Source organism: Stenotrophomonas sp. YJH_SMC_119, from assembly GCF_059368315.1.
Map to the genome: position 1 here is coordinate 22,132 of NZ_JCAFRP010000006.1, position 18,749 is coordinate 40,880.

Annotated in this window: 16 protein-coding genes; 10 read left to right on the plus strand and 6 right to left on the minus strand. The window is 68.3% G+C overall.

The features are described 5' to 3' along the window. Positions 1–202: 202 nt before the first annotated feature. A complete protein-coding gene (locus tag AC5P6S_RS10800) occupies positions 203–694 on the minus strand; it encodes a methylated-DNA--[protein]-cysteine S-methyltransferase (protein ID WP_021202265.1) in 492 nt (163 codons plus the stop codon). Next, complete coding sequence (locus tag AC5P6S_RS10805; RefSeq protein WP_495204606.1) at positions 691–2,169, minus strand: DNA-3-methyladenine glycosylase 2 family protein; 1,479 nt, start codon at positions 2,167–2,169, stop codon at positions 691–693. Before AC5P6S_RS10805 ends, AC5P6S_RS10800 begins: the two co-directional genes overlap by 4 nt. 581 nt (positions 2,170–2,750) lie before the next feature. Between AC5P6S_RS10805 and AC5P6S_RS10810 the strand changes: the two genes are divergently transcribed. The 4 genes from AC5P6S_RS10810 to ubiM all read left to right on the plus strand — a co-directional run bounded on the left by AC5P6S_RS10810 (position 2,751) and on the right by ubiM (position 6,177). Then, complete coding sequence (locus AC5P6S_RS10810) at positions 2,751–3,914, plus strand: COG3904 family protein (protein WP_005408698.1); 1,164 nt, start codon at positions 2,751–2,753, stop codon at positions 3,912–3,914. Between the two features lie 58 nt (positions 3,915–3,972). Beyond that, positions 3,973–4,518, plus strand: a complete 546-nt coding sequence (locus tag AC5P6S_RS10815) for a DUF4019 domain-containing protein (RefSeq protein WP_005408699.1) — start codon at positions 3,973–3,975, stop codon at positions 4,516–4,518. 11 nt (positions 4,519–4,529) lie between these two features. Beyond that, on the plus strand, positions 4,530–4,919 hold the full coding sequence (locus tag AC5P6S_RS10820; RefSeq protein WP_005412709.1) for an MAPEG family protein: 390 nt from the start codon (positions 4,530–4,532) through the stop codon (positions 4,917–4,919). Positions 4,920–4,998: 79 nt separating this feature from the next. Beyond that, positions 4,999–6,177, plus strand: a complete 1,179-nt coding sequence (gene ubiM / locus AC5P6S_RS10825; RefSeq protein WP_012479587.1) for a 5-demethoxyubiquinol-8 5-hydroxylase UbiM — start codon at positions 4,999–5,001, stop codon at positions 6,175–6,177. Positions 6,178–6,188: 11 nt separating this feature from the next. Here the strand turns inward: ubiM and AC5P6S_RS10830 are convergent, their stop codons facing one another. Next, positions 6,189–6,410, minus strand: coding sequence for an RNA-binding S4 domain-containing protein (locus AC5P6S_RS10830; RefSeq protein ID WP_012479588.1), 222 nt, complete (start codon positions 6,408–6,410; stop codon positions 6,189–6,191). 268 nt (positions 6,411–6,678) lie between these two features. On the opposite strand from AC5P6S_RS10830, the gene AC5P6S_RS10835 reads away from it, so the two are divergent. From AC5P6S_RS10835 to AC5P6S_RS10860, 6 genes are all read left to right on the plus strand, one after another. Continuing rightward, positions 6,679–8,643: a DEAD/DEAH box helicase gene (locus AC5P6S_RS10835; protein ID WP_012479589.1), complete on the plus strand. Its 1,965-nt coding sequence runs from the start codon at positions 6,679–6,681 to the stop codon at positions 8,641–8,643. Between the two features lie 218 nt (positions 8,644–8,861). Next, positions 8,862–11,285 (plus strand): putative bifunctional diguanylate cyclase/phosphodiesterase, encoded by a 2,424-nt coding sequence (locus AC5P6S_RS10840; RefSeq protein WP_495204607.1) that lies wholly within the window; start codon positions 8,862–8,864, stop codon positions 11,283–11,285. Between the two features lie 109 nt (positions 11,286–11,394). Further along, positions 11,395–13,059, plus strand: coding sequence for a sensor domain-containing diguanylate cyclase (locus AC5P6S_RS10845; protein WP_049397500.1), 1,665 nt, complete (start codon positions 11,395–11,397; stop codon positions 13,057–13,059). 34 nt (positions 13,060–13,093) lie between these two features. Further along, on the plus strand, positions 13,094–13,816 hold the full coding sequence (locus AC5P6S_RS10850; RefSeq protein ID WP_495204608.1) for a pseudouridine synthase: 723 nt from the start codon (positions 13,094–13,096) through the stop codon (positions 13,814–13,816). A 144-nt stretch (positions 13,817–13,960) separates the two neighbouring features. After that, on the plus strand, positions 13,961–15,031 hold the full coding sequence (locus AC5P6S_RS10855; protein ID WP_012479591.1) for a sensor domain-containing diguanylate cyclase: 1,071 nt from the start codon (positions 13,961–13,963) through the stop codon (positions 15,029–15,031). Between the two features lie 163 nt (positions 15,032–15,194). Continuing rightward, the gene (locus AC5P6S_RS10860) at positions 15,195–16,355 is read left to right on the plus strand and encodes an AAA family ATPase (protein WP_495204609.1); all 1,161 of its coding nucleotides are present in this window, start codon (positions 15,195–15,197) and stop codon (positions 16,353–16,355) included. 45 nt (positions 16,356–16,400) lie between these two features. Here the strand turns inward: AC5P6S_RS10860 and AC5P6S_RS10865 are convergent, their stop codons facing one another. From AC5P6S_RS10865 to AC5P6S_RS10875, 3 genes are read right to left on the minus strand one after another with little or no spacing between them, the layout of a single operon-like run. Beyond that, entirely contained in the window at positions 16,401–17,348 is a 948-nt protein-coding gene (locus AC5P6S_RS10865) for a DMT family transporter (protein WP_012479593.1), read from the minus strand. Between the two features lie 34 nt (positions 17,349–17,382). Beyond that, positions 17,383–18,201 (minus strand): DUF72 domain-containing protein, encoded by an 819-nt coding sequence (locus AC5P6S_RS10870; RefSeq protein WP_005412718.1) that lies wholly within the window; start codon positions 18,199–18,201, stop codon positions 17,383–17,385. Then, complete coding sequence (locus AC5P6S_RS10875; protein WP_495204610.1) at positions 18,198–18,641, minus strand: VOC family protein; 444 nt, start codon at positions 18,639–18,641, stop codon at positions 18,198–18,200. The genes AC5P6S_RS10870 and AC5P6S_RS10875 overlap by 4 nt, the downstream gene beginning before the upstream one ends. Positions 18,642–18,749: the final 108 nt, after the last annotated feature.

Here is an 18,749-nt window from a genome sequence, read left to right on the forward strand (position 1 = left end):
GACAGATCGCCGGAACCTGTCGAAGCTGGGTGGGTCCGGTTGCAGGGGCGTGAGCGCCATGGATGGCGCGACCGAGCTTACAGGGACGTACTTGCAGCGTCCCCTGCAACTGAACCCACCCTGCCTCCCCGCAGGAAGCCCGCTGTTGCTGTTGCTGTTGCTCTAGCCTCTGCGGGTGCCGGGCGCAGCCCGGCCAGCCCTCTCAGGCGAACAGCGGGGCCTGGCGTTGTTCCAGCCGCAGCAGTGCCGCCTTGGTTTCCAGCCCGCCGCCGAAACCGGTCAATGCGCCGTTGCTGCCGATCACGCGATGGCAGGGCAGGATGATCGGCAGCGGATTGCGCCCGTTGGCCGCGCCGACCGCGCGGGTCGCACTGGGCTGGCCGAGGTGCTGCGCCAGCTGCAGGTAACTCCAGGTCTGGCCGAACGGAATCAGTGCCAGCGCCTGCCACACCCGCAGCTGGAACGGCGTGCCACGTGGCGCCAGCACAAGGTCGAAGCTGCTGCGTTCGCCGTGCAGGAACTGCAGCAGCTGTTCGCGCGCTTCCGGCAGCGCATCCGGTGCGTAGTGCCAGTCGTCGCGTCCGCGTGCCGGATGGCGGTTTTCCGGGAACAGCACATGTGACAGGCCACGCTCATCACCGGCGATGGTCAGCACGCCGATGGGGCTGTCGAAGCGATCAAACAACAGGGTCATGTCGGTTCTCCAACGAACGTGCCGGACAGGTGCCACAGGTGCAGCACGGCGTAGGCGCGCCACGGGCGCCACGGTTGCGAGCGCGCTTCAGTTGCACGTTCGCTCAGGCGCTGGCCCTGTGCGTGGCCGAGCACCTGCTGCAGCACCAGGTCGCCGGCGGGGAAGGCATCGGGCTGGCCGAGCCCGCGCAGGGCGATGTACTGCGCGGTCCACGGGCCGATGCCGGGCAATGCCACGCAGCGCGCAACAAATTCTTCCAGGGCCTGCCCGGGTCCGAAGTCGAGCTGGCCGCTGGCACATGCAGCGGCCAGCGCACGCACCGTGGCGGCGCGGCTGCGCGGCAGGCCGATCGATTCCAGCGGCGCCTCGGCCAGCACCTCGGGCGCTGGGAACTGGCGATTGAACTCGGACGGCATGCCCGGCAGATGCGCCCCATACGCATCCACCAGACGCCGCGCAAAGGTGGTGGCGGCGGCGACGCTGACCTGCTGGCCGAGCACGGCGCGTACGCCGACCTCGAAGCCATCCCAGCCGCCCGGAACGCGCAGCCCCGGGCGTTCGGCGATGCCGCGTGCCAGCAAGGGTTCTTCGCCCAGCGCGGCGTGCACCTGTTGCAGGTCGGCGTCCAGATCGAACACACGACGCACACGGCGCACGATGTCGGGGATCAGGCGCGGGTCGACCGCACCCAGCTGCAGACGCAGTTCCGGGCGCTTCGGGTCGGCGGTGACGCGCAGCAGGGTGGGGCGCTCGGGTGTGCCGAGCACGCGCTGGTAGCTGTCTTCGCCGATCAGTTCGATGCCAGGCAGGCTGCGCTTGCGCAGGAAGGCCAGCATGCGCGGGAAGTCCAACGGTGGGCGGTACACGAGCCGCAGTACCAGGCCGCCGTCATCGGCGGCCAGCGGCTGGTGCTGGCGACGCAGCGCCGTCGGTGCCATGCCGCAGCCCTGCAGGAAGGCGGTATTGAAGCGGCGCAGACTGTTGTAGCCGGCGGCCAGCGCAACATCGGTCACCGGCAGCGTGGTTTCGGTCAGCAGTTGCTTGGCCAGCAGCAGGCGATGGGTGGCATGGATCTGTCCGGGTGTTGCGCCGAGATGTTCGACGAACAGGCGCTGCAGCTGGCGCGCGCTGAGGCCGATCTTCTGCGCGAGGTCTGCAACGGGCTGCTCCTGCAGGAAGCCGCCGTGGATGATGGCGAGGGCGCGCTGCACGGTTTGCCCGGCCAGTGCCTGCTGGGCCTGCGGTGCCAGTTCGGGGCGGCAGCGCAGGCACGGCCTGTAGCCGGCAGCAGCGGCCGCGGCAGCGGTCGGATAGTAGGTGATGTTGCGTGGCTTCGGCGGCGGCGCCGGGCAGACGGGGCGGCAATAGATGCCGGTGCTGCGCACGGCGGTGAAGAAAACGCCGTCGAAGCGTGCGTCACGGGCCAGGCGGGCGCGGTCGCAGGCGGCGGTGTCGAGGGCGAGGTCGGTGTCCATGGCGCCAGTCTAGGCGTGTGCGGGTAGGGATACTCGCCACATTCGGACATGGATGCTGAAGGGGGTCAGGCCGGGCTGCGCCCTGCCCCCGTGGTAGTGCCGGCCGCTGGCCGGCAACGGCAACAGCAGAAGCTGGTTTCCTGCAGCAGGGCGGGGTGGGTCCGGTTGCAGGGGACGCTGCAAGTACCCCTCCGGGGCCCGGCCCAGCCGCTGGCGGCTGTGCGTTCGGGCGCTTGCGAAGCAGTGCTTCGCAAGCAAAGCGCCCTCACCCATGTAGCTCGGTCGCCGCTTGCTCGTGTGCGCTGTCCTGCGCACACGGCAAGACCGGGGTTGGGCGTCCTGCCCAACCCGCCCGAGGCATGCCTCGGGCCCATGGCGCTCACGCCCCTGCAACCGGACCCACCCCGCCTTCGAGAGGTTCCTGCGACATGTCTTGCGGGCGTTCTGCGCTGCTGTTGGTGGGTGTCGACCTTGGTCGACACGCTTTTCCCAAGGGTCAGAAGGGGTTCAGTGCCACGCGCTGAATGCGTGCCCCGGACGGGTAGACTGTGGCTCTTGCTCACGTGAAGACCGGTTGCCCGATGTCCGCCAAACTCCGCTGGTTGCCCCTGTTGTGCCTTGCCCTGGCGGGCTGCAGCCAGCTGGAGAATCCGGGCAATGTCACCGCCGCCGACAAGGCCGCGCGGGCGCCGGCCAGCGATGGTGAGAACATGGTGTCGATCAATGCCGCCGATGCACCACCACCGCCGGCGCCGCCGCGCAGCCGGGCGGATCGGCCGTGGCCGCAGGCGCAGTTGGAGAATGGCCGCGCCTGGGTCAGCTGCAGTACCGAGTACGCCGGTGAGGCGGGCGATGGCGTCGAGCTGGAGGGCCTGCAGCGCGAACAGATCACCCAGGCACTGGCGCCGTGCGCCGAGCGCGGCCTGATGCGTGTGCGTTACGCCGGCAAGATCAATCCGGGCTTCGCCGAGATGATGTGGCGACTGGCCGTGGTCGCTGACGAGCAGAAGATCCACAAGCGCATCCTCGACTTGGATTCCAGCGGCGGCCAGGTGGAATCGGCGATTGTCGCCGGCGACAGCATCGGTGAATCGGGCTGGACGATCTGGGTGCGCGAGGGCTCGATCTGCCACAGTGCCTGCGTGTTCGTGCTGGCTGCCGGTGACAACCGCCTGCTGTCGGGCAAGGTCGGCATCCACCGCATGATGCGGATCAGCTCCAAGGCCACCTCGCGCGCGGAACTCAACCGCGAGCTGCACGAGGTCTACGACAACGTGAAGGACTACCTGCAGCGCAACGGCGTGGCGGTGGGTGTGGCCGACCTGATGATGACCGTGCCCAACCGCAGCCTGCGCCTGCTTACGCAGGATGAGCTGCGCCAGTACGGCCTGGACGGCACCAACGCGGTGCAGGACGATCTGGAACGGATCAAGCAGATGCGGGCCTGTGGTGACGACTTCGTGCAACGCAAGGACGCGTTCCTGATTGCCTTCGACCAGCAGTGCAAGCGCGAAGGCGCCGACATGGAATCGATCAACAGCTGCGGCCAGGCACTGAAGCAGCGCTTCGGTTTCCCGGATGCGGTGTGCCCGGAAGAAAGCCCACTGTCGGAGATCGATGTGGCAACGCTGCCACCGGCACCGTCGGAGCCGCCGCCGGTGGCCGAACAGGCGCCAGTGAACACCGCCGCCCCCGCCGCGCAGGCTGATGCGGCAGCGGTGGAGGGCAACGCCCCGGCACGCTGACGGCATAGTCACCGCGCTGGCGTAGACTGCGGTTCTCTCCAGAAAACCGGCGGTGTCCATGAAGCGCGTGCTCCTGCTGCTGTCCCTGCTGCCCCTGACCGCATTGGCGCAGGCACCTGCGCCGGCCACGCCTGCACCGGCTCCGGCACGCCCGGCCCCGGCCTCGCCAGCGGCTGCGAAGCCAGCCACCGCCGGTGCTCCGGCGTTGACCGCTGCACAGCAGGCCCAGGTGCAGAAACAGGATGCCGAGATGGGCGCTGCTGCACTGAAAGCCGCACAGCTGGTCGATGCCAACCGCGCCGGCGAACTGTGGGATGGCGCCTCCGCCGTCGCGCGCCGTGCAGTACCGAAGGCCGCATTCGTCAGCCAGCTGACCACCGAGCGCACGCGCCTGGGTGCGCTGGCTGGGCGTGGCCAGCCCACCATCACCCGGGTCAAGTACAGCGCAGGTGCCGCGGTGCCGGAAGGGCTGTACATCAACGTCAGTTTCCCGACCCGTTTCGCCAACAGCGCGCAGCCGGTGCGCGAGCTGGTCTCGTTCCGTTTCGACGAGGACCAGGTGTGGCGTCTGGCCGGTTACAGCCTGCGTGCGTCGGCACCCTGAGGAGATGAATGATGGCAACTGAATTGACGATGCTGGCCTGGTCGGTCCTGCTCGGCTTCGTTTACATCTTCGCCACCTCCACCGTGGTCACCCGCGAGCGCGGGATGAAGTGGAATGCCTCGGCACGCGATGGCGACGCAAAGCCGGTCAGCCCACTGGCCGGGCGCCTGCAGCGTGCGCAGGCCAATTTCCTGGAGACGTTCCCGTTCTTCGCCGCCGCCGCCATCGCAGTGGTCGTGGCCGGGCGCGGCAACGACACCACTGCACTGGCGGCGCAGGCCTACTTCTGGGCGCGTGTGGTCTATCTGCCCCTGTACGCCGCAGGCGTGCCCTACGTGCGCAGCCTGGTGTGGCTGGTGTCGCTGCTGTCGATCCTGGCGCTGGTGTTCGCACTTCTGTAAGTCGGCCTGATCCAGATCAAGGCCGCTCAGGTGCGCGGCGCTATGCTGGCGCGGACTGAATCAACGGCAGGAGGCGCGCATGCGCAGGATGGACGTGGTGGTGGTCGGCGCCGGACCGGCAGGTCTGTGCTTCGCGCGCGCGCTGGCCGGCAGCGGGCTGCAGGTCGGGCTGGTCGAAGTGCAGCCGCGCCAGGCCCTGGCCGAGGCCGCCTTCGATGGCAGGGAGATCGCGTTGACCCATGCCTCGCGGCAGAGCATGGAGCAGCTGGGGCTGTGGCAGCGCCTGCCGCAGGCCGAAGTCGCTGAACTGCGCGATGCCAAGGTGATGAACGGCGGCTCGCCGTTCGCGCTGACCTTCGCCAGCACCCAGGTCGACGGCCAACCGCTGGGCTGGCTGGTACCCAACCATCTGATCCGCCGTGCCGCATGGGATGCGGTGCAGGGCCAGGACGGCGTGGAACTGTTCGACGGGCGCAAGGTGCAAGGCGTGCAAGCCGATGCACAGGGCCATGTGGTCAAACTCGATGACGGCAGCCAACTGCATGCGCGGCTGCTGGCGGCCGCTGACAGCCGCTTCTCCGCCACCCGCCGCATGCTCGGCATCGGTGCGCAGATGCGCGACTTCGGCAAGTCGATGCTGGTGTGCCGCATGCAGGTCGAGCGCGACCATCGCCACACTGCCTGGGAATGGTTCGGCTACGGCCGCACGATGGCGCTGCTGCCGCTCAACGAGGGCCAGGCCTCGGCGGTGATCACGCTGCCGCCGCGGCAGATCGACGCGCTGCTGGCGATGGACGAGGTGGCCTTCGGCGAGGCCATCAGTGCTTGCTTCGAACATCGGCTGGGCCGGATGCAGCCGGTGGCCACGCCGCAGGCGTATCCGCTGGTAGGTGTGTACGCGCACCGTTTTGTTGGCGAGCGTTCGGCGCTGATCGGCGATGCCGCCGTCGGCATGCACCCGGTCACCGCGCATGGCTTCAACCTGGGCCTGGCCAGCGCACAGCGGCTGGCGCAGGGCATCGTCGCGCAGCAGCGTCGCGGTGCCGACATTGCCGCCGCCGGCATGCTGGCCAGCTACCAACGGGGTCACCGGCTGGCGTCGCGGCCGCTGTACGAGGCCACCAATGCGATCGCCAGCCTGTACACCGACGATCGCCGCCCGGCGCGACTGCTGCGGGCGGCCGGCCTGCGCCTGGCGCAGGGCGTGGCACCGTTCAGGCAGCTGATTGCCTCGCACCTGACCCAGCGCGTAGCCTGAACAGCCTCACATCAGCCGGCGGCCAGCACCCGGATCTGGCTGTCGGCGAACTCGACCACCTGGCCTGCGCGGATCTTGCAGGCCTTGCGCAGTTCGACTTCGCCATCGACCCGCACCTGGCCGTCACTGATGACCATCTTGGCCTCGCCGCCACTGGTGACCAGGTCGGCCAGCTTGAGCAGCTGCTTGAGTTCGACGTAGTCACCGTCGAGGTCGAATTCGAGAATCTGCATGGAGCGGGGTTCCTGGGAAGAGGGGGCGCAGGCCAGCGGCCGGGCCGGGAAGAGGGCGCGTATTGTGCGCCAGCACGGGGCATGACGGCACGCGCACGGAAAGCTGTACGCCTCGTTCAGCATCAATGCGGTATCATCCCGCTCTGAGCGAGTGAAATCTCCTCCGACCGAGCAGCGCCAGGGCACGCGATAAGAAGGGCGCCCAAAGCGCGGACCATCCCTTTTTTATCGCACTGCCAGGAAGACGGCAGTGCCTTCGGAGTTCCCCATGTCCCAAGATTCCCAAGCGCCGCTGCAGTTCGCGCAGCTCGGCCTGTCCGAGCCCGTGATGCAGGCGGTCACCGCCATCGGCTACGAAACCCCGTCGCCGATCCAGGCCGCCACCATCCCGGCGATGCTGGAAGGCCGCGACGTGCTGGGCCAGGCCCAGACCGGTACCGGCAAGACCGCCGCGTTCGCGCTGCCGGTACTGTCCAACATCGACCTGCAGCAGATCAAGCCGCAGGCCCTGATCCTGGCGCCGACCCGCGAACTGGCCATCCAGGTCGCCGAGGCGTTCCAGTCCTACTCGTCCAAGATCCCGGGCTTCCGCGTGCTGCCGGTGTACGGCGGCCAGCCTTACGGGCAGCAGCTGTCGGCGCTGCGCCGTGGCGTGCATATCGTGGTCGGTACCCCCGGTCGCGTGATCGACCACCTCGACCGCAGCACTCTGGACCTGTCCGAGCTGAAGACCCTGGTGCTGGACGAAGCCGATGAAATGCTGCGCATGGGCTTCATCGACGACGTCGAAGCGGTGCTGAAGAAGCTGCCGGAGCAGCGCCAGGTGGCCCTGTTCTCGGCCACCATGCCGCCGCAGATCCGCCGCATCGCGCAGACCTACCTGCAGGACCCGGTGGAAGTGACCATCGCGGCCAAGACCACCACCTCGGCCAACATCCGCCAGCGTTACTGGTGGGTGAGCGGCATGCACAAGCTGGATGCGCTGACCCGCATCCTGGAAGTCGAGCCGTTCGACGCGATGATCATCTTCGCGCGCACCAAGGCCGGCACCGAAGAACTGGCCAGCAAGCTGCAGGCCCGTGGCCTGGCCGCTGCCGCCATCAACGGCGACATGCAGCAGGCCCAGCGTGAGCGCACCATCGCCATGCTGAAGGAAGGCAAGCTGGACATCCTGGTTGCCACCGACGTGGCTGCGCGCGGCCTGGACGTGGAGCGCATCAGCCACGTGCTGAACTACGACATTCCGTACGACACCGAAAGCTACGTGCACCGCATCGGCCGTACCGGCCGTGCCGGCCGCAGCGGCGAGGCGATCCTGTTCGCCACCCCGCGCGAGAAGGGCATGCTGCGCCAGATCGAGCGCGCCACCCGCCAGCCGATCGAAGAGATGCAGCTGCCGAGCGTGGAAGCGGTCAACGACAACCGCATCAACAAGTTCACCACGCGCATCACCGAAACCCTCGGTGCCGGCGGCCTGGACTTCTACCGCCAGCTGCTGGAGCGCTTCGAGAACGAGCAGAACGTGCCGGCCATCGAGATCGCCGCCGCGCTGGCCAAGATGCTGCAGGGTGACACCCCGTTCCTGCTGCAGCCGCCGGTGCGTGCCCCGCGTGAAGAGCGCGCCCCGCGCGAGCGTTTCGACCGTGGCGACCGTCCGGAGCGTGGCGATCGCTTCGACCGCAACGAGCGTGGTCCGCGCTTCGAGCGTGGCCCGCGTCGCGACGACGCCGAAGGTGGTTTCGAGCAGCGTCCGCGCCGTGAGGTTCCGCCGCGTGGAGCACCGGAGCAGGGTATGGAGACCTACCGCATTTCGGTGGGCCACCAGCATGGCGTGAAGCCGGCCAACATCGTCGGCGCCATCGCCAACGAAGCGGGCCTGGAAAGCCGCTTCATCGGCCGCATCGACATCCACGACGACTTCTCGCTGCTGGACCTGCCGGCACAGATGCCGCCGGACGTGCTGTCGCACCTGCAGAAGGTGTGGGTGTCCGGCCAGCAGCTGCAGATGCGTGCGCTGGCTCCGGGTGAAGACACCAACCCGGCCCCGCGTCCGTTCAAGCCGCGCTTCGACAAGCGTGGCCCGGGCGGCCCGGGCGGCCCGGGTGGTCCGCGTCGTGGTGGCCCGGGTGGTCCGGGTGGCCATGGTGGCCATGGTGGCGACCGCGGCGGTGACCGCGACAGCCGGCCGCCGCGTCGTGACGGCTTCAAGCCGCGCGGCCCGCGCAGCTTCTAAGCCGCACCCGCAGCCGTCCATAACAACGCCAGCCCCCGGGCTGGCGTACAGGAAAAGGGGACGGAGGGGATTAAGTCGTAAATGGCAGGCCATGCGCTTATGCCGAAAACGACTTAATCCCCTCCGTCCCCTTTTTCGCATGGCCCACACATTGCCGGTCATAGGCTGGGCCGGTTCCAAGGCAGGTTGTCACCGCAGCACATTCGGGGGGATCCGGGATGGGTAGAAGTGGCACGGACCAGCAGAGCCGGCGGGTGCCGATGACCCGTGGGCTGGGATTGCGCTTTGCGTTGTTGACGGGCATGGCGATCGGGTTGGTCGCGTTGTCCGCGTTGATCCAGGAACTGCAGGCAGCCTCGACGGCCTGGATTGCCGGCCAGGGGTACTGGTCACGAGGGCAGCAGGATGCAACCGCTGCGCTGAGCCGCTACCTGGCGCGTGGCCATGCCCAGGACCTGGATGACGCGCGCCAGGCGCTGCGGATTCCATTGGGCGATCTGCAGGCCCGGCTGGCGCTGGAACAGGCGGTACCGGACGAGGAAAAGGCCAGGCAGGGCTTCCTGCAGGGTGGCAACGCGCGCGCCGATATCCCGCGCCTGGTGTTCTCGTTCCGCTATGCACGCGACATCGGTGCATTCCGGGAAGCAACCACGCTGTGGCGACAGACCGACGATGATCTGTTGGCCGTGCAGCGGCTGGTTGCCGAGCTGCAGTCGGGGCACGCCCAAGGCGTGCTGCCAGCGGCGGACCGCGATCGGTACCTGCAACAACTGCGTGATCTGGACCGGCGGCTGCAGGTGCAGGCGCAGGCATTTTCGCAAGCGTTGCTGCGCATGGCCACGATGGTACGGATCGCCACGCTTGTGGTCGGCGGGTTGTCGGTGCTGGCGATCAGCCTGATGGCGGTGGCCCTCGCGCGCCGCGTCGGCAAGGACCTGACCGAGCATGAAAGCCGCTTCCGTGCGGCCTTCTACCAGGCCAATGTCGGCATGCTCAAGCTCGACACCGACGGCAAGGTGATCGAAGCCAACCGGGCGATGGCCGACATCCTCGACTACCGACGCGACGTGCTGCTGCAGATGTCGCTCGGCGATCTGTTGATGGAAGGCGAACTGGTCATCGATGGCGTCGGCCGCATCGACTGGGACCGGCAGCTGCGGCCGAGTGAACTGCGCTTCTGCCGCCGCGATGGCAGCCTGGTGTGGGGGCGCTGGAGTGGCACCGGCGTGCGCAGCGCGGGAGGCGGCCTGTCGGTGTTTGCGATCATCGAGGATGTCAGCCAGAACCATGCATTGGCACGTGAGATCGAGCATCACGCCAGCCACGATCCGCTGACCGGCCTGATCAACCGCCGCGAGATCGAGCGGCTGCTGGAGCGTGCGCTGCTGCAGGTACGCAGTGATGGCGGTACGCATGCGCTGTGCTACATCAACCTGGACCACTTCAAGCTGGTCAACGACAGCTTCGGCCATGCCGCCGGTGACCAGATGCTGCGCAGTTTCGCCGACTATCTGGTGGCGGCCGTGCGTGACGGTGACTGGGTCGGCCGCCTGGGCGCCGACGAGTTCGCCGTGTTCCTCGCCCATGCCGGGCAGGACGAAGCCAAGCGGGTGCTGCAGCGGGTGATCCGCAACCTGGGCCAGGCCACGTTTCCGATCAGCGAGGGCAGCCCGCAGCTGAGCTGCAGCATCGGCGTGGTCGAGGTCAGTGCAGATGCGCCGGACGTGAACTGGTTGATGAGTGCCGCCGACAGCGCCTGCTATGCCGCCAAGCAGGCCGGGCGCAACCGCGTGCACTGCTTCAATGAGAACCGCATGGCGCTGGAGGAGCGGCGGCAGGAGGCCGAGCGCCTGCAGGGCGTCAGCCTGGCGATGGCCGAGAATCGCATGCTGCTGTATGCACAGCGCATCGCCCGCGTGGGCGATCCGTCCTACCTGCACTACGAGGTGCTGGTGCGCATGCGTGGTACCGATGGCAGCCTGCATCTGCCCGGCCAGTTCATGCCGGCGGTGGAGCGCTATGGCATGGCAGTGGCGCTGGACCGGCACGTGCTCGGGCTGCTGTTCCGCCACCTGCAGGTGTGCCCGGCGCACGTGCGACAGCTGGGCCTGTGCAACGTCAACGTGTCCGCGCAGTCGATCGCCGAGCCGGGATTCCTCGCCTTCGTCTGCGACCTGCTCGAGCGCAACCGCGCGCTGGCCTCCAAGTTGTGCTTCGAGATCACCGAGACCGCGGCGATCAGCAACCTCAGCCAGGCCCGCGCCTTCATCGATGCGGTGAAGGCACGGGGGTGCCGGATGGCGCTGGATGACTTCGGCTCCGGCCTGTCTTCCTTCGGCTACCTGCGCCAGTTGCCGGCGGACATCCTGAAGATCGACGGCGCCTTCGTGCGCGACATGGATACCGACCCGGTCAGCCACGCCACGGTGCGCGCGATCAGCGAGCTCGGGCGCGAGCTGCAGATGGAAGTGGTGGCCGAGTGGGTGGAGACCGCCGAGGTTGCCGGTGCGCTGACCCGGCTTGGCGTGCAGGGGCTGCAGGGCTATGCCATCGAACGGCCGCAGCCGCTGGAGCGGCTGACCCTGGTCGATCTGCGCCCGGTACGGCTGGTCGCGGTGAAGGGGCCGCCGGCGGCTGGCTGAACCGCGGGCGCCGACTTTGGTCTACACATGCGCGGCGTGCCCGGCTGCGATAATGCGCGCCAGGGGCGGCGCGCAGTGGGCGCGGACGTAAGCAGGAACAGGACGTGGCGTGGGCGGCAGGCAGTGGCGGTATGGAACAGGAGCGGTGCTCGCTGTCCTGATGGTGTGGTTGGCGTTGCCGTGGCCGCTTCAGGCTGCAGAGGCCGTGTCGGGCCATGATTATCTCCTGGTCGGCGGCGCTACCGAGGAGCCGACGCCGCACCGCGCATGCACGCCGCAGATGCTGTCCGGCGCCCGCCAGCAGGTGCTGGTACCGGCTCCGCCGCAGGGCTGGTCAGGGCAACCGCAGGCGCTGGACGTGTTCAACGTCTTTGCCGGTGAAGTGCGCGTCCAGCATGGCGACCGCGAGATCTGCGGCAACATGCACGATGCGCGCACCCGCGATTCACGTTTCCGGGCTGGCATCGGCCTGGTGGCCGTGCCGCCGGCCGGCAGCCATGAGCCGTTCCTGGTCTCCTGGCAGACACCGCTGAAGGCACGTTGGGTGCCGACCCTGCGGCTGGGCGCGCCCAGCCCGGTGCAGCAGAACGACACCGCCCGCCTGCTGGTGCGCGCGGCCTGCATCGCGGTGGCGATCGCGCTGGCGCTGTCGGCGTTGATGGCCTTCCTGACCACCCGGGACCGCAGTTTCCTGGTCTACATCGCCGGCACCAGCGTGATGGTGCTGTGGCAGGCCATCCTCGGCGGGCTCAGCGGTTATCCGGAACCCTGGCTGCCGGTGGGCGAGCACGGCGCTTGGTGGCTGCTGGCGCTGACCGCTGCGACCCAGGCACTGGTGCTGCCGGCGCTGTGGCGGCTGAACGGAGGCGACCGCGTGCTGCCTCGATCGCGCCCGGCCCAACTGGCGGTGTTGTGGACCCTGATGGCGCTGGCCGTGCTGGTGCCGTGGCTGCGCTGGGAGCATCTGGCCTGGGTCGCGAAGGGCTTGCAGGTGTCCTATCTGTCCGGATGTGGCCTGGCACTGATGGTCGGCGTCTGGGCACGCTGGCGCGGCGACCGTTGGGCACAGGCGGGTCTGGCCGCGCTGGCACCGATGCTGGTACTGATCATCGCCGATGCCTGTGGTGCGGCGTGGCTGCTGGAATACCGGGTGGAGGCGCTGCAGCTGGCGGTGACCTGGCTGTTGATGATGGCCGCGTATGCGTTGAACCAGCGGCTGGGCCGGCTGCGCCAGCAGCGTGATGAACTTCGCCAGCTGGCCGAGACCGATGGCCTGACCGGGCTTCCCAACCGTCGCGCCGGACTGCAGCAGCTGGCCCGCCATCTGGAACGGGTGGACCGTGAGCGCGGCCCGTTGGTGATCGGCTTCCTCGACATCGACCTGTTCAAGGACATCAACGACCGCCACGGCCACGCAGTGGGCGACCAGGTGCTGGTGGCGGTGGCGCGTGCCCTGCGCGCGGCGGTGCGCAGCCAGGACGAAGTGGTGCGGATGGGCGGCGAAGAGTTCCTGCTGCTGATGCCCGGCATGCCGCGCGAGGCGGCGTCGGCACGGCTGGACCGCCTGCGCCAGCGCATCACCGAGGCTGGCCAGGCCCTGCAGGTGCCGGGGCTGGAGGTGACCGCCAGCATCGGCCTGGCGCAGTGGCGACCGGGCGAGGACGATCTGGCCGGGCTGCTGCGGCGCGCCGACCATGCCATGTACGTGGCAAAGCGGGCGGGCCGCAACCGGGTCTTCGACGGCGAGGAGCTCGATCCGCCCGCCCTGGCATGAAGCGCAGCGGGCGGCGATGCCGGATAATGGGCCGATGACCACCCGACTCAACAAACATATCGCCGACACCGGCTTCTGCTCCCGCCGCGAGGCCGATCGCCTGATCGCCGCGCGCCGCGTTACCGTCAACGGCCATCCGGCCGGTACCGGCGCGGTGGTGGGCGAGGAAGACCAGGTGCTGGTCGACGGCCAGCCGCTGCGCGCCCGCGTGGCACGCAAGCCCGGCGCCCGCCGCCACGTCTACATCGCATTGAACAAGCCGGTAGGCGTCACCTGCACGACCGAAACTTCGGTCAAGGGCAACATCGTCGACTTCGTCGGCCACGAACAGCGCATCTTCCCGATCGGCCGCCTGGACAAGGAATCCGAGGGGTTGATCCTGATGACCAGCAACGGCGACATCGTCAACCAGATCCTGCGCGCCGAAAATGGCCACCAGAAGGAATACCTGGTGGCGGTGAACAAGCCGGTCACCGAAGAGTTCCTGCGCGGCATGGCGCGCGGCGTGCGCATCCACGACCAGATGACGCTGCCGTGCAAGACCTCGCGCATCGCCAAGTTCGGCTTCCGTATCACCCTGCAGCAGGGCCTGAACCGGCAGATCCGCCTGATGGCCGCCGAATTCGGCTATCGCGTGACCCAGCTGCGCCGCGTGCGCATCGACAACATCAAGATCGGCGCGCTGAAGCCGGGCCAGTGGCGCAACCTGACCGAGCAGGAACTGCAGGGCCTGCTGCCGAAGCAGCTGGACTGGTAACACGCGGTAGTGCCGGCCGCTGGCCGGCTGCTCCAGGCATCGAGAGAGCGCGGGATGCCGGCCAGCGGCCGGCACTACCCGTCGTGCGGTTTACGCGCCGGCATCAGCTAGACTTTGCAGTGACCTGCCGGAACGTGACGCTGCATGATCAAGCCCGACAAGCCTGCCAACGAAGCCCTTCGGCTCCAGGCGCTGTACCGCTACCGGATCCTTGATTCGCAGCGCGAGAAGTCATTCGACGACCTGGTGGCGATCGCCAAGGCGGTCTGCGGTACCTCGATGGCAGCGGTGACCCTGATTGACGTCGAACGGCAATGGTTCAAGTCGATCCAGGGCATCGACGCGGCGGAAAACCTGCGCAGCGAATCGATGTGTGGCCACGCCATCCTGCAGCCGCACCAAATCATGGTGGTCGAGGATGCGTTGCAGGACATCCGCTTCCACGACAACCCGGTGGTGACCGGCGACCCGCACATCCGCTTCTACGCCGGTGCGCCGCTGATCAGTTCCGATGGCCTGCCGCTGGGTACGCTGTGCGTGTTCGATGCACAGCCGCAGCACCTGCCCAGCGACAAGGCCGAGGCGCTGGCCGCGCTGTCACGGCAGGTGATGCTGGTGATGGAGCTGCGTCGTTTCGCGCTCGACATCCAGAAGCACATGCTGGAACGCGATGACTACGAGCGCCTGCTGTCGGAGTACCAGGACGTGCTGCTGGCGCAGAATGCCGACCTGGCCGAACAGAGCCGCACCGATGCGCTGACCGGCCTGCCCAACCGCCGCGCGATGGCAGCGGCACTGGAAGAGGCGGTTGCGGAGATCGATGGGCAACCGGGAGTAGCCTGCGTGGCCCTGCTGGACATCGATCATTTCAAGCACATCAATGACTTCCAGGGCCACGCCACCGGCGACCGGGTACTGGCCGAGCTGGGCGTGCTGCTGCGTTCGCATTTTGCCGGCCGTGGCATGGCCGCGCGCTATGGTGGCGAGGAGTTCGTGGCGGTGATGCCGGGCACTGATCTGCGCACGGCCGAACTGCAATGCGAGTTCCTGCGCCTGGCCGTGGCGGATCTGCCGCTGGGATTCCCGGTCACGATCAGCATTGGTGTGGCCCAGCACCAGCCCGGTGAAAGCGTGGATGAGATGCTGGCGCGCGCCGACAAGGCGCTGTACCGGGCCAAGGGCAACGGTCGCAACCGGGTGGAGCTGGCGGGCTGAAACACGGCGGTTCGCGCGCTGAACGCATGCGACGCGTGGATGATTCGATGCCGCTCCAGTAGATCCACGCCATGCGTGGATGCTCTTCCCGTTTCACTTGGCGTCGCAGCTCCTGCGATCAGAACCAGCCAGCATGACGTCCTTGTTTCCACGGACACCAGCCATGCTGCAGACCCTGGCCATCGCCCACTATCGCTCGCTGCACGGGCTGGTACTGCCGCTGCAGCCGTTGAACGTGGTCACCGGTGACAACGGCAGTGGCAAATCCAGCCTGTACCGCGCGCTGCGCCTGCTGGCGGAAACCGCCCAGGGCGGGGTGGCGGCGGTGCTGGCCCGCGAAGGCGGGCTTGCTTCGGCGCTGTGGGCCGGCCCCGAATCCATCGATCGCCGGGTCGCGGCCGGCGAGATCCCGCTGCAGGGAGGGCCCCGGCAGGCGTCAGCGGGGCTGAAGCTGGGATTCACCACCGACGAGTTCGGCTATGCCATCGACCTGGGCTACCCGCCACCCAGCCGTTCCGCGTTTGCACTGGATCCGCAGATCAAGGCGGAGGCGATCTGGGCCGGGCCGTTCCTGCGCAGCACCAACCTGCTGGTCGATCGCCGTGGGGCAATGGTGCGGCAACGCCATGCGCACGGCTGGGATCTCGTGGATGACCGGTTGTCACTGTTCGACAGCCTGTTCACCCAGGTCGGCGATCCGCAGCGCATGCCGGAAACCATCGCCCTGCGTGAGTACATCCGTCGCTGGCGCTTCTACGATCATTTCCGCAGCGACGCCGATGCCCCGGCGCGACAACCGGCGATGGCAACGCGCACGCCGGTGCTGCATCACGACGGCCGGGATCTGGCGGCGGCCTGGGTGACCATTCTCGAGATCGGAGATCCGGTTGCGTTGGCACGCAGTGTCGATGATGCCTTCCCCGGCGCCACGGTCGGCTTCGAAGAGCTGGACGGTCGACTGGCCCTGCGATTCCACCAGCCCGGGCTGCTGCGGCCGTTGTCGATGGCCGAATTGTCTGACGGTACCCTGCGATTCCTGCTGCTGGCCGCGGCACTGCACACGCCGCGACCACCGCCGCTGCTGGTGCTGAACGAGCCGGAGACCAGCCTGCATCCGGACCTGCTGCCGGCGCTGGCGCGGCTGATCATCGCCGCCAGTGCGCGCAGCCAGGTGTGGGTGGTGTCACACGCCAGCCGGCTGATCGCGGCGTTGGAGCAGGCGCCGGGCTGCCACTCGCTGCATCTGCACAAGGAACAGGGCCGCACGCTGCTGAGCGGGCAGGGCCTGCTGGATGCGCCGGCCTGGCATTGGCCGCAGCGTTGAGACATCGATCCGGATCCGGTAGATCCACGCAATGCGGGGATGCACTCAATCGGCGATGTTGCGTGCTTCGGCCGTGCCAAGGATTTCCGGGTGCTGCACCGGCTTGCGGCGATTCAGCAGCGGATGCAGAAACACCGCGCCGACGATGATCGCCACGCCCAGGTAGAACCACGGGGTGACCTCGTGCTGCTCGCGCAGCAGCACCACCGCCAGCACCACCGCATAGACCGGCTCCAGGTTGGTCACCAACTGCACCGTATAGGCGCTCAGGTGGCGCAGTGCGACCAGGGCCAGGGCGAACGGCAGCAGCGTGCAGAACCCGGCCAGCACCAGCAGCAGGATGCCGTCGTGCAGATTCGGGACCACCCACAGCGGGCTGGCCAGTGCTGGCAGCAGGTAGGGCATCAGCGGTGCCAGCAGGGTCAGGGTGAGGGTGCCGGCCCCCAGCTCCAGGGCGGTGACCGTGAGCGGATCGGCGTGGCTGACCATGCGCTTGTTGAGCGAGCCGAACACCGCCACCAGCAGCGCCGATATCGCGCCGATCAAGACACCCAGGCGCATGCCATCGGGCACGCCACCGACCACCAGCGCAACACCCGGCAGCACCGCCAGGCCGAACGCCAGTTCACGTAGCTGGAACGGCCGCTTGGCGACCCAGGGTTCGATGATCGAGGTGAACACCGGGGCCAGTGCAATGCAGGTGGCGGCCACCGAGGCATTGGCCAGTTTCACCGCACCGTAGAAGGTCAGCCAGTGCAGGGCGACCAGCGCACCGATGCCGGCGTAACCGGCCACCAGCCGCAGGGGCAGGGTGCGCAGCCCGCGCCAGACCCGCGGCAGCAGGGCCAGCATCGCCGTCACCAGCAGCATGCGCCACCACACCAGCGGCAATGCGGGCAGGGTGATCAGCTTGCCGAGGATGGCGGTGACGCCCCACAGCAGGACACAGAAGTGGATCTGCCACAGCGCTTTGCGGGTGTCGGGTGTGCTCATCCGCCTATTGTGAGGCAAGGCGAACGTCGCAGCGCTACCCGCGTGTGGGATCGCTGCCCTGGTCAACCCGCCGCTGCAGTGCCATCGCCGCCGCCGGGTTGCGTGCCTTGCCCGCGCCGATGCACAGCAGGTAGACCTCGCGCGGGGTTTCCGGAGCTGGCGCGGCCAGGCAGGGCAGGTCATCCACTGGTTCACCGCGTGACCAGCGGCGTGCGCGTTCGGCCCAGCGCTGCTGCACGGGCGCCGGCAGGCCCTCGTTCAAGCGGGCCTGGCTGCGCTTGATCCGCGCATAGACGAAGCCGGCACTGACATCGCCGTGCAATGGCGCCTCGTCGCTGTCCTCGATCACCAGCGCCACGCCGTGGCGGCGGGCGGCGTCGACCAGTGCCGGGCCATGTGCCTCGGCGTTGCGGACCTCCAGCGCATGCTGCAGCGGCACCCCGTCCAGCTGCTTCGGCAGCTGTGCCATCAGCCGTTCCAGTGCTTCGGCGTCGGCCGGATGCCGTGGATCGAACTGCCACAGCAGCGGGCCCAGCCGGTCACCGAGCGCGGTCGCCGCCTGCAGGAAGGGCGCGGCCGCCTCGACCGTGCTGGACAGGTCGCGGCGCTGCACCAGGTAGCGTGGCGCCTTCATCGAAAACCGGAAGCCTTCCGGCGTTTGTGCGGCCCACTGCTCGCACTGCGCCGCAGTGGGCGTGCGGTAGAAAGTGCCGTTGATTTCGATGCAACGCAGCGCACGGCTGGCGTGGGCCAGTTCTTCACGCTGTGGCAGGCCCACGGGGTAGAAGACGCCGCCGCGCCATTCGGGAAACACCCAGCCACCGATGCCGCAGCGGATCGCTCCGGCGGTCACTGGCCGTGGTCCGCGCGCCACGGGTCGTAGCTGCCGAACCACCACAGGTAGCCTTCCGGGTCGGCGCAGGCATAGCCACGGCCGCCGTAGTCCTGGTCGGCGATGTCGATGACGATTCCGGCACCGGCGGCCTTGGCCCGGGCGTAGTGCGCGTCGGCATCGGTGACGATCACGCAGGCACTCTGCGTCTGGCGGCCGCCGACCTCATCAGGCATCGCCGCATGCTCGCTCCACGCGCTCTGGTTGCTGGCCGAGCCCAGCATGATCATGCCGGTGCCGAAGGTCAGCTGCGCATGGAACACCGTATCGCCGTCGGCGTAGACGGCCTGGGCATGGAAGCCGAAGGCGCGCTGCAGCCAGTCGATGGCAGCCTGCGCATCGCGGTAGCGCAGGCACGGAATGATGGTGGAGCCGCTGCTCGGTTGGCCGTTCTCGCCCATGACACCCCTCCTATGGCACAGGGCAGGGTGCAACGCAGAACGTTACCATCCCGCGAAACCCCGGTGACGGCCTGCACATGGCCGCCACCCCTGTTCGGAGATCGTGCT

Excerpts from the sequence above, each read along its gene's own strand:
- AC5P6S_RS10800 (WP_021202265.1), bottom strand. The coding sequence starts at position 694 with ATGACCCTGTTGTTTGATCGCTTCGACAGCCCCATCGGCGTGCTGACC.
- AC5P6S_RS10805 (WP_495204606.1), bottom strand. The coding sequence starts at position 2,169 with ATGGACACCGACCTCGCCCTCGACACCGCCGCCTGCGACCGCGCCCGC.
- AC5P6S_RS10810 (WP_005408698.1), top strand. The coding sequence starts at position 2,751 with ATGTCCGCCAAACTCCGCTGGTTGCCCCTGTTGTGCCTTGCCCTGGCG.
- AC5P6S_RS10815 (WP_005408699.1), top strand. The coding sequence starts at position 3,973 with ATGAAGCGCGTGCTCCTGCTGCTGTCCCTGCTGCCCCTGACCGCATTG.
- AC5P6S_RS10820 (WP_005412709.1), top strand. The coding sequence starts at position 4,530 with ATGGCAACTGAATTGACGATGCTGGCCTGGTCGGTCCTGCTCGGCTTC.
- ubiM (WP_012479587.1), top strand. The coding sequence starts at position 4,999 with ATGCGCAGGATGGACGTGGTGGTGGTCGGCGCCGGACCGGCAGGTCTG.
- AC5P6S_RS10830 (WP_012479588.1), bottom strand. The coding sequence starts at position 6,410 with ATGCAGATTCTCGAATTCGACCTCGACGGTGACTACGTCGAACTCAAG.
- AC5P6S_RS10835 (WP_012479589.1), top strand. The coding sequence starts at position 6,679 with ATGTCCCAAGATTCCCAAGCGCCGCTGCAGTTCGCGCAGCTCGGCCTG.
- AC5P6S_RS10840 (WP_495204607.1), top strand. The coding sequence starts at position 8,862 with ATGGGTAGAAGTGGCACGGACCAGCAGAGCCGGCGGGTGCCGATGACC.
- AC5P6S_RS10850 (WP_495204608.1), top strand. The coding sequence starts at position 13,094 with ATGACCACCCGACTCAACAAACATATCGCCGACACCGGCTTCTGCTCC.
- AC5P6S_RS10855 (WP_012479591.1), top strand. The coding sequence starts at position 13,961 with ATGATCAAGCCCGACAAGCCTGCCAACGAAGCCCTTCGGCTCCAGGCG.
- AC5P6S_RS10860 (WP_495204609.1), top strand. The coding sequence starts at position 15,195 with ATGCTGCAGACCCTGGCCATCGCCCACTATCGCTCGCTGCACGGGCTG.
- AC5P6S_RS10865 (WP_012479593.1), bottom strand. The coding sequence starts at position 17,348 with ATGAGCACACCCGACACCCGCAAAGCGCTGTGGCAGATCCACTTCTGT.
- AC5P6S_RS10875 (WP_495204610.1), bottom strand. The coding sequence starts at position 18,641 with ATGGGCGAGAACGGCCAACCGAGCAGCGGCTCCACCATCATTCCGTGC.